The organism is Paenibacillus sp. T2-29 (genome assembly GCF_052921365.1).
The window spans coordinates 241,554-254,178 of record NZ_JBREVE010000004.1 but is presented as its reverse complement, the minus strand read 5'-3'; the positions used below and the strand labels follow the sequence as shown (position 1 = coordinate 254,178).

Annotated in this window: 8 protein-coding genes; 5 read left to right on the top strand and 3 right to left on the bottom strand. The window is 46.9% G+C overall.

Features of this window, described 5'->3' with window-relative positions:
• The first annotated feature begins 132 nt into the window (after positions 1–132).
• The 5 genes from ACU1JV_RS13915 (at position 133) to ACU1JV_RS13895 (ending at position 4,028) form a co-directional block, all read left to right on the top strand.
• A complete protein-coding gene (locus tag ACU1JV_RS13915) occupies positions 133–1,161 on the top strand; it encodes an NADH:flavin oxidoreductase/NADH oxidase (RefSeq protein WP_185156501.1) in 1,029 nt (342 codons plus the stop codon).
• Between the two features lie 194 nt (positions 1,162–1,355).
• Entirely contained in the window at positions 1,356–2,282 is a 927-nt protein-coding gene (locus ACU1JV_RS13910) for an ABC transporter ATP-binding protein (RefSeq protein WP_413987200.1), read from the top strand.
• Positions 2,275–2,985 carry an ABC transporter permease gene (locus ACU1JV_RS13905; protein ID WP_137079489.1) on the top strand — a complete coding sequence of 237 codons (711 nt, stop codon included), beginning with the start codon at positions 2,275–2,277 and terminating at the stop codon, positions 2,983–2,985. Before ACU1JV_RS13910 ends, ACU1JV_RS13905 begins: the two co-directional genes overlap by 8 nt.
• The gene (locus ACU1JV_RS13900) at positions 2,961–3,752 is read left to right on the top strand and encodes an ABC transporter permease (protein WP_413987199.1); all 792 of its coding nucleotides are present in this window, start codon (positions 2,961–2,963) and stop codon (positions 3,750–3,752) included. The genes ACU1JV_RS13905 and ACU1JV_RS13900 overlap by 25 nt, the downstream gene beginning before the upstream one ends.
• A gap of 162 nt (positions 3,753–3,914) precedes the next feature.
• The gene (locus ACU1JV_RS13895; RefSeq protein WP_010347020.1) at positions 3,915–4,028 is read left to right on the top strand and encodes a putative holin-like toxin; all 114 of its coding nucleotides are present in this window, start codon (positions 3,915–3,917) and stop codon (positions 4,026–4,028) included.
• A gap of 179 nt (positions 4,029–4,207) precedes the next feature.
• Here the strand turns inward: ACU1JV_RS13895 and ACU1JV_RS13890 are convergent, their stop codons facing one another.
• The 3 genes from ACU1JV_RS13890 to ACU1JV_RS13880 all read right to left on the bottom strand — a co-directional run bounded on the left by ACU1JV_RS13890 (position 4,208) and on the right by ACU1JV_RS13880 (position 12,569).
• Positions 4,208–7,798: a family 14 glycosylhydrolase gene (locus ACU1JV_RS13890; protein ID WP_413987198.1), complete on the bottom strand. Its 3,591-nt coding sequence runs from the start codon at positions 7,796–7,798 to the stop codon at positions 4,208–4,210.
• 272 nt (positions 7,799–8,070) lie between these two features.
• Positions 8,071–10,329 (bottom strand): alpha-glucuronidase family glycosyl hydrolase, encoded by a 2,259-nt coding sequence (locus ACU1JV_RS13885; RefSeq protein WP_413987197.1) that lies wholly within the window; start codon positions 10,327–10,329, stop codon positions 8,071–8,073.
• Between the two features lie 41 nt (positions 10,330–10,370).
• Positions 10,371–12,569: a glycoside hydrolase family 52 protein gene (locus ACU1JV_RS13880; protein WP_413987196.1), complete on the bottom strand. Its 2,199-nt coding sequence runs from the start codon at positions 12,567–12,569 to the stop codon at positions 10,371–10,373.
• Positions 12,570–12,625: the final 56 nt, after the last annotated feature.

Here is a 12,625-nt window from a genome sequence, read left to right as displayed (position 1 = left end):
CAAATATGAGGGATACTCCAGTTGGGGAATCTCTTTGTTTCGTTTGGACTGTGCCGATTATGCTTATAATAGACCGTGTAATTTGGAACGTATTTTCATTTATGTGGTAGAGATAAAAAGGAGATGAACGCTTTGAATAATTCGTTGTTTACACCGTACACTCTGAAGGATTTGGAATTGAAAAACCGGGTGGTTATGGCGCCGATGTGTCAATACTCGGTGACAGACAAGGACGGAATTCCGAATGATTGGCATCATGTCCACTACCTGAGTCGGGCTATTGGAGGCACGGGCCTGATTATTATAGAAATGACGGACGTGGAACCGGATGGACGGATTACGGATTACGATCTGGGGCTTTGGTCAGATGAACATATTCCGGCGTATAAAAAGCTGGTTGACGGTATTCATGCGCACGGGGCCAAGGTTGGCATACAGCTTGCCCATGCAGGCCGTAAAGCTGAGGATGCAGCAGAGCCGGTGGCTCCTTCGGCCATTGCATATCCGGATGTGAATTATAAACAGCCGCGTGCATTGACCACGGAGGAAGTGCGTGGCATGGTGCAAAAATTCGCAGACGCCGCCCGTCGGGCAGTTCAAGCAGGCGTGGATACGATTGAGCTTCACGGTGCACACGGTTACCTGATTCACCAATTCCATTCGCCAGTTACGAACAAGCGAGATGACGAGTATGGAAAGGATCTATCCCGTTTCGGCGTAGAAGTCATTCAGGCTGTGCGCAAGGAAATGCCTGCGGGTATGCCGTTAATCTTACGCATCAGTGCGGTGGAATACGTAGATGGTGGATACGATGTGGATCATGCCATTGAGCTGAGCCGAGCATATCAGGCTGCAGGCGTAGATATGATCCATGTCAGCTCGGGCGGAGAAGGCCCGGCTGGAGCCAGAAAGCCAGGCAACTATCCGGGCTATCAAGTGCCGTTTGCTCGCCAAATCCGCGAGGCGCTGAACATCCCAGTAATCGCCGTCGGCGTACTGGATGACCCAGCCTTGGCGCAGTCTGTAATCGGCAATGAGGATGCCGATCTGGTCGCTGTGGGACGCGGATTGCTGCGCGATCCTTATTGGGCGATTCATGCAGCGGTGGCGCTGCGTGGCGAAAAGCCTTCCGTACCTGAACAATATCAACGTGGCTACTGAGGCCTAAGTAATCCCACGTTGTTTATATATAAACAGGCACCTGCAACGAAGTGTACGCTTCGTCGGGTGCCTGTTTTGTTTTATCGGGATAATGATTGGCAAATGAATAAATGTGATTGTTTTTACATTTTGTGGATAGTACAGTCTGTATAATAATTATATTTGGTGTGTATAGGAGTAGGAGGAAGAAAAAAATGCAGTATGTTATAGAAACAAAAAAGCTTCGCAAACAGTTTGGGATGTCGATAGCTGTAGACGATATTTCCTTACATGTAGAACAGGGCAGTATCTACGGTTTTCTAGGTGAAAATGGAGCTGGAAAGACGACAACCATCCGCATGCTGATGAGGCTGGTTGAGCCTACAAATGGGGAGGTTTTTTTATTTGGCGAGCGGTTGGAGAAAAGCTATCCTTCTATTTTCTCAAAAATAGGTACGATTATCGAAACACCAGGTTTATACGAAAATCTGAGTGCACGAGATAATCTGAGAATCTGCTGTACGTACATGGGGGTGAAGGATGATGGGAGAATTGAACGAACCTTAACTACGGTGGGGTTAGAGCATACGGGGAAGAAGAAGTTTAAGGATTTTTCCCTAGGAATGAAGCAACGATTAGGAATTGCCAGGGCACTTGTTCATGATCCTGAGTTGCTTATATTGGATGAGCCGACGAACGGACTGGACCCATCTGGGATTAAGGAAATTCGTCAGCTATTGAAGCGATTGTGCGAGGAAGACGGGAAAACGATTCTTATCTCCAGCCACATCTTGAGCGAAATTCAGCAGTTAGCTACACACATCGGGATTATACATAATGGAAAGTTATTGGCGGAAAATCGTTTGAGTCGGTTGGAGGAAGGTTTTGAGCAATATACAGACCTAAAGGTAGACGATGCAGAAACAGTACAAACGTTTCTGCAAGAACACATGAAGCAGCTACAATCTCAGGTGATATCCCCACAACAACTAAGAATTCATAGTCCGATTGAGAATACATCTACGCTAAATAAACAGTTAATAGATCATCAGTTTTCAGTCTATGAGATGCACACTACAAAGCAGACGCTAGAAGAGTACTTTCTGACACTCATTTCAGAAGAGGGTGGGCGACGTGATTAGAGCAGAACTCATTAAGCTTAAAGGTTCTAAAGCCTTCTTGTTGAGTTTTATTATATTGCTGGCTATTATACTGTTGGAATTCACGACGAGCGCTATTTTTTACAGATATTCAATTGATAAGAGAGGTTGGACCTACTATTTTAATGGAATAGTTCTTCTGGTCAATGTTGCAGCCGGATTTATCAGCTATTACATTTTAACTGGTCATATTTTTGCAAGAGAGTACCAGGAAAACACGCATCTGTTTATGTTTACCACGCCTGTCACTAGAGTTAAATTTTATTTTAGTAAATTGATCCTTATTTATGGATTTATTATTGGGTCCTTATTTTTCGTTTTGTTTTTGTCTGCATTATTAGGCATGTTCATTACAGATCGTCCCTTAACGATGGCTATATGGGTATACCAAATCCAAGTGTTTGCTAAAATGTGTGTGATGCATGCGATGTTAATCCCGATCGCCTCTTTTTTTGCTATACGCTGGAAAAGTCTTATGGTGGTTGTACTCGTAGTTTGTACTGCTATATTTTTAAATTTTATGTACAAAAGTGAATGGTACCCTTGGATTGTACCCTATCTTTTATCCCCCAATGAAGGAAGCGCGGTCAGACACGTCAATATTCCCGTAGCGTGGTTGAGTTTATCCATAACCTTTCTTCTTGGATTGTTTTTATCTATATGGACATATCAAAGAAAAGACTAAATGGGGAGTTTTTTGAAAGGAGGGTTATTGTGCTTGACCTGTTTAAAGCAGAGTGCTTAAAGCTGAAAGGAACCAAAATTCTTTGGTTGAGTGTGATAATTTTAGTATTAACCATTGTTTTGGAACTATATAGTTACGCGGGTAGTCCCAAGTATTCCATAGATCGTGATGGTTGGAATGACTATTTTATGAGTATTGTTACTCTTATTAATTTCCTAACTGGGTATATGAGCTATTATATTTTGACCTGCTATATCTATGCGAGAGAATATCAAGAGAGGACCCATATGGCCCTGTTTACAAACCCAGTTCGCCGAACTCGGATTTACTTCAGCAAGCTGCTCGTTATCTATATGTACATCGCTGTTAGCCTGCTGTTGGCATTTGTGCTATCTACAGTATTAGGTACGTTTATTACGACCAGACCGCTAACTTTTGATATCGTTATGTATCAGCTTGGGATCTTCGCTAAAATGATTCTTATGCACGCTATGCTCATCCCGATCATTACGTTCTTCGCCATTCGTTGGAAAAAATTCGTGCCCGCCATTATTGGGATGTGTACGGTTATGTGTTTAAACTTTGTTTTAGTTAATACACCGGGGAATACCTTTTATCCATGGACAGTGCCGTTATTGTTTTCTCCCCATGGTGACATGGGCAGAACATTTACGAATGTTCCTGGAGGAATCGTCAGTATTTGTTTCATTTTTGTACTAGGGCTTTTATTGGCGTTAAGAAGCTATACCCGTATAGAGACAAAGTAGAGTGTGTAAGCAGAAAAAGACGATGAGTGTTTGCATAAGATTGGCTGGATAAGTATGTAAAATGTTGTCGCTTAAGGACGGATTTACGTGCTATAATTCCAGTAACAACAGAATGGCTTAGGTGGGCGGTCGGCTAAGTCTCCCGGAAGGGAGGTGATGCCTGTGGAGGTTAAGGATGCTCTGACATTAATGATGATGTTCGGCACGCTACTAGTAGCGTTGATCGGATTAATCGTTACGATTGTTATTGCGCTGAACCAAAACAAAAAGAAATAGACCGCCCTGGAGAGGGGAACACGGTCTATTTCTAATAGCTAGCCCTTTTCAGCCGACCGCTCTTCAAAGCGGCTGTTGCCAAGAGTAGGGATGTTACAGCATCCTTGCTCTTTTTTAGTATATCCTTCTACCTTTTATTTTAGCATATCTGAATAACCAATGTAACTGAATGCCGCTGTTTACTTGGTGAAAATTTTAACTTCCTTTGGAGCAAGAGTCACAGTGATCGAACCGTTGTTAATCTGAACGGAGTCGTTGCTCAGCTGGTTAGTCAGGCGGGTTCCGTTGGACAGATTATCGAAGTTGCCAATCGTGCGGGTTTGACTATTCCAGGAGTTGTTGATAAATACGATGGCCTCGTCGCCATTTTTAGAGCGCTGAAAACTGTAAAAGGAGTCGTCGACCCATTTTTCCTTTTGGCTGCCGTTTTGCAGAGCAGGGTGGTTGTTGCGCACAGAGTTCAGCTTAGCGATGTACTGATAAAGGTCATGGTTGGCGTTGAAATTCATATTCTCCCGATTGGCGGGATCATCTCCGCCATTAAAGCCTTGCTCAGTGCCTTGGTAGATGATTGGAATTCCGCGTGACGTCAGAGTAAAGCCCAAAGCAGTTTTGAGCTGTGGCCATTTGTCATAGTTAGCACCCGGCTTGCCAGAGGCGTCATTCAGGAAACGTTTTACATCATGATTGTCGATAAATACACCGTTGGTCTGAGCATCGCGATAGTAACGATCATCGGAGTAGCGATCCTTGATTTTTCTCATGGATTGATCGTGTCCGAATACGTCCTTGATTGTATAATACATCGGAAAATCTAATGCGGCATCGAGATACCGGGTGTAATCCCCCACATAAGCAGGGTCGCCATGGAAAATTTCACCCATGGTGAAGGTATTGGCGGCTTGGTCAAAATCCTTTAGAAAACCCTTCGGTACATGCTTGGCGGTATCCAACCGCAGTCCGTCAATGCCTGTCTCATTAAGCAGCCATTTGATCCAGTTTTTAAGCTCGTTTGCGGTAGCGGGGTTTTCATGATTTAGGTCATCCAGTCCAGCTACATCACCATTTTCGATTTTCCATTGATTGTTGGAGTTGTAGTCCCCGTCTGTAATGTCACCATTGTGATGATACCAGTCTGCTTTGTCGAAAGGAGCCTTGGCAAAGCCGTTCCCCGGTTGGAAATCACCTGTGTGATTCACAACTACGTCCAGCATCACAGCAATATTTTTGTCATGTGCCTTGCGAACCAGCTCTTGGAGCTTGTCCATTGTTCCGAGATGCCCATCTACTGCATAAAAATCATACGTATGATAGCCGTGGTAAGCGTATTCACTTTTTTGCATCGTTACTGGGGTAATCCAGATCGCGGTAAACCCCATATTTTTAATGTAGTCGAGTTTGTTAATAATACCTTGAAAATCGCCACCATGCCACTTGCGCTGATCACTATTGTTGGAATTGAAGCCACCGTAGTCATCGTTGGATGGATCTCCGTTGCTGAAACGATCTGTCATGATAAAATAAATGCTCTGTTTGCTCCAGTCTGTGTTGAGAGAAGTGGGGTTGGAAAGGGTACCCAAATCCATAGGGGTAAAGGCGCCTGAAGGCGCCTCCGTTTGAGCAGTTACTTCAACTCCGTTAGAGTTGGGTGCGTAGGTAGAAGTGCTTACGTTTAAGGATACACCTGAAAGTTTTTCTGTTTGGATAGGTCCTGTAACTTCGTTGAGGTCGGTTGCGTAGGTGGAAGTCACTACGCTGAGGACGCTCCCGGAAGGTGCCCCTGTTCGGATAGTTCCTGCGGCTCCGTTAGAGCCGGGCGTGTAGGTAGAAGTTCCAGTGCTGAAAAGGTAGTTTTTGGTATTGTTACTGTCCCAGTTGTTATTGCCATCATTAAAAGCGGCTTCCAATTGGGAGGCAGAACCGATATCGACGGTAATTTTAGCATAGCCGCTAATTTCGGCATCCTGCATTTTCACACCAGGTGCAGCAGTCCAGCTACCACCAGCCGGACGGTAGTGAATGTAAGGTGAGTTAAAGCCTTTTTTGTAGTATACCGTTACTTTGTTAGTTGTACCGCCGCCATCCCCGGGATTCGCACCCGATGGAGCGCCTGAAGTGATCGTTCCTGCATTGCCACTATTACCGGGCGTGTACGTAGAAGTGCCCGTGCTGAAGGAGTAGTTTTTGGTGTTGTTGCTGTCCCAGTTGTTATTGCCGTCGTTAAAAGCGGCTTCCAATTGGGAGGCAGAACCGATATCGACGGTAATTTTAGCATAGCCGCTAATTTCGGCATCCTGCATTTTCACACCAGGTGCAGCAGTCCAGCTACCACCAGCCGGACGGTAGTGAATGTAAGGCGAGTTGAAGCCTTTTTTATAGTATATCGTTACTTTGTTGCCTGTACCGCCATTATTGTCAGGCTTGGCTTTGCTGATGATATATTGTTTGAATCCACTCAACTCACCGGTTGGTGAGCCATCATTGTTGACGAGATTGTTGATGCGCAATAACGTAAACCCGTGATAACCGAACTTCGTGATTTTCTCCTCGATTTTTTGGAAGCCGCTACCGCCTGTCGGAAGTGCATTTTCACCATTCAGGCGAACACCCTTGGCATTCGCGATGGAGGAGACGGTATCAACCAGGGTGGACGGCAGCGAATAATTCGGTGCTGTGCCACTGTCACTCATCTCTAGGCAAGTAAATGTCAAGTCTAGATCGGCATCCTTGAATTTCTGAATGAGACGGTTGTAATCATAATATCCACCCGCTTGTTCTGTGCCGTGCGGCATGGCAGGATTGTTCATTTGCCAGTGCAGACCGGAAATTTTGGCCCCGATCCGGACACCGAACACAGAATCGAAGTTTTTGTGGGCAGCTGCTCCGATGACACCTAGATGCTTCTCAAGCACACTTTGGTACCACGACAGAAAATCCTTTCCATACACGGAGTTATACCCGCCGTTCGTGTAAAATCCATCCCCATCAGTCGGTGGATTGATTTGGCTAAGGCTGGTAAGCTTGGTGCCCCAAGCAGCATTAATCTTGTCCAATGATCCGTACTTGTCATTCATAGCTGTGCGGAATGCATTTTTGGCTGTTTCAGTATAAGCTTGGAACTTGCCTCGTCCCGGGTAGCTCCATCCTGCTGCTGGATAGTAGGACGGATAGCGCAATTCCCCGGAAGGACCGCCGCTCAAATAAATTTTGGGAATGATACTTTTATACCCGGCAAAGTTTTCAGCGAATGAGGCATACAGCTCATCATATTGTTTACCGGTTCCTCTCCACAATGGGGAAAGGGCTTCACTATTGTCATAGCCGCTTTCGTCCTTGAACTGCATTTCATCTGAACTGCCCTTGCTCGACAGCCAGCTTGGCAGTGGGATGTTGCAGTCATCTCCTACATTTCCTCCACACTTATGCGTTGAGATGATAGGAACCCACTTCAGTCCCGCTTCTTTCACGGCATTTGCATAGGTTTTGTAGTAACTCCAATCGAACTGGTTATCTCCTGCGCTCTCCACATAGCCCCACCAGACGTCGGTAGTGATGGCATATACGCCATTGTTTTTCAACGTTTGTAGCTGCTTTTTAAAGGAACCCCAGTCATTGATTTTCGCCAGCGGTCCCATAACGGAAGCTTGAAAATCATCTGCAACCGCAGCGCTCGCCGTATTAGAGGGTGAGCCAATGAAGGCGGTCAGAGACAGCACAAGGCTTAATAGAAGCATACACCCTTTTTTCCATAGACTTCGATACAAGGTCAAACCGATCATCCTCCCCAAAGCATAGTCTAATTCGACAACATTTTGTAAACGTCTACAAAAATAGTATAAAGCAAGCGGTTGCATAAAAAAGAAGAATTTATTGCACACTCAGGGTGGACAAATATGACATTTTACGTTAGCAACCGTGTGCATAAATTAGACCATGCAAAAAAAGACACAGGTCTGAGTAAGACATGTGTCTTTTATCGCTATTCCCGTGAAAGGGGAGGCAAAACCCAGTGTGTATGCAAGCAACGCATGAGGCTATCTGCTTAATAGATAGGGCGATTTTTTTCGTCGGGAATACCACTTTTGCGATAAAAATACGTATTGATTCGATCCCGCCATTCCTCGGCGTGCTCAGCCTGATGTTCAAGCCGTGTCAGCACCTGTTCGTAGATTGTCTCATGTAGTTGCTCTCGCAGACTAATCCATGTTGCATGAAGATGTGCCGCACGCTTTGCACCTTCAAAGTGAGTATCATAAATGTGCTGTATGACCGTTTGTCCGGAGTGGAGCACATGCGTATAAGGGACATGATGAAAAAATAAGAGCAGCTCATCTGGACAGCTGTCTATAGATTCGTAGATCCCGGCAACAGGAGGAAAATATTGTCCTGCATAGCCTGTTCCCGTTGCAGTCGTGCGATCTACCCCGATTCCCCAGCAATCGGCAAAATGGTAGGTGCCCCACATTGAATATTCATATCCATCTACATCTGGCCCATAGTGGTGATTGGGACTGACCATCCAGCCAACCCCGAGAGGAGCAGTGTAGGACTCGTAGATATTCCATGAATCGAGCAACATTTGCTTAATGGTAGGAATCAACTCGGTATCATCGGCATCCTTACCTTGGTCGCTGAATGTCAACCGAACCCATTCATCCGCGATTTCATCTGCGGATAGATCCGGGTCCCATGCCAATCGGCCGTAGCCGTAAAGATTGGACTGGGCGAGCAAATGTCCGGTCCAATTGGTGTCTGCACCAATATTGGAAACAGCGGCTATTCCAAAGTTCGTGCCCTTGGGAACATGATTCGTTGGCTCCTCCTGGAAACTGCCGCTGCCTGCATGGACAGTAGCCTTCCTGTGATGAGAACCAGATTCGCTGTTGCTATGCAAAGCGCCACTCACGATACGTTTGATGGTGGAGCCTTTCCCCTGTGCATAGGTGTCAAAATCAAGCACTTCCTTCCATTGCGGAACCAGGTAACATAGATGCTTTTGTTGTCCGGTATACTCCTGTGCAATTTGGAATTCCAGCAGTACCTGAGTGGCTTCCAGCGCGCCGAACAGGGGGGATACAGGCTCTCGCACCTGAAAATCCATAGGGCCATTTTTAATCTGTAAAATGACATTATCCCGGAACAGTCCATCCAGCGGTTTAAAATGGTCAAAGGCCGCGCGAGCCCGATCCGTCTTGCGGTCACGCCAGTCCTGTTTGCAGTCGTAGACAAAGCAACGCCAAATCACACGTCCGCCATAGGGCCGTAGTGCATCCGCCAGCATATTGGCTCCATCGGCGTGGTGGCGTCCATAGCTGAAGGGTCCGGGCCGATTTTCAGAATCGGCCTTGACCACAAAACCACCCAGATCGGGAACGGCTGCGTAAATCTCCTGGGCCTTGGTCTTCCACCATTCAGCTACACCAGGGTCTAGAGGATCGGCTGTAGTTAATCCACCGAGCTGAATCGGGCTGGCATAGTTAATGCTCAAGTAGATTTGGATACCATAGGCGCGAAAGATGGCAGCTACTTTGGCTACATCCGGTAAAAAACGATCTGTTATCAGCTCGGTTTCTACCTGATGGACATTCACATTGTTAATGGATAACGCCTGAATGCCTACAGAAGCAAGTAGACGGGCATAGTCTCGAAGGCGCTCCATATTTGTAGTAAAGGCATTGTTGTTGTAGAAAATAGATGCGCCGGCATATCCACGTTCAACACTACCATCCATGTTATCCCAGTGATTGATCATGCGTATCGGATTAGCTGGATTGGACAATAGGTCTAAACTGGGAGCATGCAATGATTCTTTGGCAGTGGGCTTCAGCTTGCCGTCTAGTCCTCCTTGCAGGTAGCGCAGCAAGTGAAAGACTCCATATAATACCCCTTTGGAGGTCTGACCCGCAATTATAACGCACTGTCCTTTGATATCATCGTGATCTTGACCGGTTGAATCAGCCAGTTTCTTAGCCTCTACCCCGCGAATTCGATAGCCTTCTACGCTCACTTCTGCCTGTTCCTCTGCACTAAATCGTTCTGCAATACATGAATGGTCTTGGAACGTACCCAGCGCAACGAATGGTACATGGACAGGAATGGTACTCATCTTTGGCTGCTGTCCAAACATAGAGGCCAATCCTTGCTGAAGCTCACTCGCAGCTGTCTGAAGCACTTCATCATCTGTGTCATGAACCACGATGACCCTGCACCAAGCAGGCATTTTTTCTATAAGACGATCGCGGTGGTAGTGTAGCCAAGCGTCATAGCCGCTCCCTTTAGGCATATCCATACGCTTGCTCATATTATTTGAACCTCCTTTGGGCGAGTGAGGGTTCGTTTGTCTTAGACATGCTGCTTCTCATCTTGACTCATATGCTGAGGGAGGGTAAACCGATTCCCTTTGCCTTCATACAGCCACAAAATAGCGGTAACCCCGCGTGGGTAATATTTGCTGCCGTGGGCAATGCCGGAGAGCATTTGGTCGCTCCAGCACCAATAGGATTCTTCAGGATGGAGGAGCCATGAAACATGGGCTGCGTCAGCCGCCTGCCCAGTTTCCTGCCAAGGCAGTTCCAGCAGCTCACGGGCAATAAACTGAGACAGATAGATTTTGCTCAACCAGGAGTTGTTACTGGTCGAGGATAGCTTCCAGCCTCCGTCTTCAAATAGACAAACTCCTGGTACCAGTACGGTTTGCAAATGGCGTCGAAGTGCTTGGATATATCCACCGAACCGCCCATCAGGCTCAAGCGCATCCTCGCATCCTGTAAAATAGGGGAAGATTAGCCCTTCAATGGCAGGAATAATCTGTGAGTCGTTGCCTTCCTTAATGACTGCAGGGATATAGCCCTTGTCTGTCATGTGAGCGGTGATCGATGCTGCGCATTTGTCTGCCTGTGAGCCAGCTTCCTGTGAAAGGGAGTTAAGCCCCTTTGAGGCAAATATCTTTTCCAGCGCAACATATACCGCCCAGCATTTGCTGCCTAAATAAATGTTATTGCGGGACTGACCCAAGGATACATCTAGACTATCGTAAGTCGTAATTTCTGCGCCCCCCTGGGTTCTTGAGCTATCCAGGCCCATTAAGCCGTTTCGTTGTGCCGGATCTGGATGATCCCGCCGCAGCATGCTTTCGAAGCAGTCGCACAAGACAGGCAGCATACGTGTCGTAAATGACTGATCCTGTGTCTGCTCGATATATACCGTGGCGCAGCAAAGCCAGTTCACCAGTTCCTCGTGGCTCATGTAAGAGAAGCAGTCGTCAATCCCTGCCAGTTCATAACAGGAGTACCCCTGCCGGGAGAACACATTGGCCACGCCCATATCATGCGTAAACGTGATCCCCCCCGGATAGGATTGTTCCTCTCCCGGGAAGCGCACCTCATCCCGATAGCTGTACCTTTGGACAAACCATTCTAGTTCGTTGCGTACCGTCCATGGATTCAAAATCAATTCATAATAAAGCTGATCCGCCGTCAGATCGAGTGTATTCATCATTCGGTACTCGCCTTCGTTCACAATCCAGATCGGTTCGCCATCCTCTTGCTGACTGAGCAATTGGGTGCTGCCATAATAGCTGTGAATTGCCTGAGCGAGCATAAATTCCTGATCCGGACTCAAGTTCGCCGATTCGATCCAGTCATTCCCCTGAATACAAGCTGCAGTCAGGTCGGTAAAATGCTTCAACGCATAGCTTCCCACGTCTTCAATATCCTTGAACAACCGGGTATAGTAATACGATGCTTCGATGCCTGTTGTCACAATGCCGCCGCGATAAAAGCATATGGCGAAGGAATACGTGCGCTTCTCTCCTGCGGGAACGTCCATCAGGAGCGCACCCGTTGTGCCCAGGCCAAAGGATAAGTTATCGGCCATGGTCTCCCCGAGCAGCTTCTCCATTGCAAATCCGCTGGCAGGTATGGCTTCACTACTGTTGGTCACAATAGCTGTACTTCGTCCTTGACCGATGCCTGTGAGTCTTCCCTCCAATTGAGGAGAATCCATAATGTCCCTGCGTGGATCTTCCCCTATAATACGTATGCCGCTATACGGATCACTGCCCTGATAGCCGAAAAAGGCTCTCCGTGCAGCAGCACCCTCTGTATTATCGATCGTCAGCTCGGCAAATACAGCCGGAACTAACGCTGCCCGCAGCTCATCTATGCCGGCAATTCCCGGCTCGGGCACCGGGCGAACGGGAGAGTACAGCCGGAACGTCAAATCGCTTGCCTGCCATGTATCTGTTCCTGCTTTTAACTCACGGGTGATGTCCTGATCGGCAAAGGCAACGAGCAGAGGCTCCGTTTTTTTATCCTTTTTCTCCACATCGTAGCGGGTACTTTCGTCCTGTGTGGATGCGAAAAAGGGAAGCGCCTCATAGGATCCGCCATCCCTGGATTGCAGTCCGATGTATACATTTTCATCGGCAGGCTTGCCCAGCTCCAGGCCGAGTCCGCCGCGATTACCCTTAAACCCAAGTGTAAAGCTGGAGAATGAACCGATAGGTGCATGCTGCGTGTTATAAAATATATTTTTCGACATATATTGAAACCCCTTTCATAATAAAATGTAACGTTGACTAACTTCAATTAGAGCCT

Excerpts from the sequence above, each read along its gene's own strand:
- ACU1JV_RS13910 (WP_413987200.1), top strand. The coding sequence starts at position 1,356 with ATGCAGTATGTTATAGAAACAAAAAAGCTTCGCAAACAGTTTGGGATG.
- ACU1JV_RS13885 (WP_413987197.1), bottom strand. The coding sequence starts at position 10,329 with ATGAGCAAGCGTATGGATATGCCTAAAGGGAGCGGCTATGACGCTTGG.
- ACU1JV_RS13880 (WP_413987196.1), bottom strand. The coding sequence starts at position 12,569 with ATGTCGAAAAATATATTTTATAACACGCAGCATGCACCTATCGGTTCA.
- ACU1JV_RS13900 (WP_413987199.1), top strand. The coding sequence starts at position 2,961 with ATGGACATATCAAAGAAAAGACTAAATGGGGAGTTTTTTGAAAGGAGG.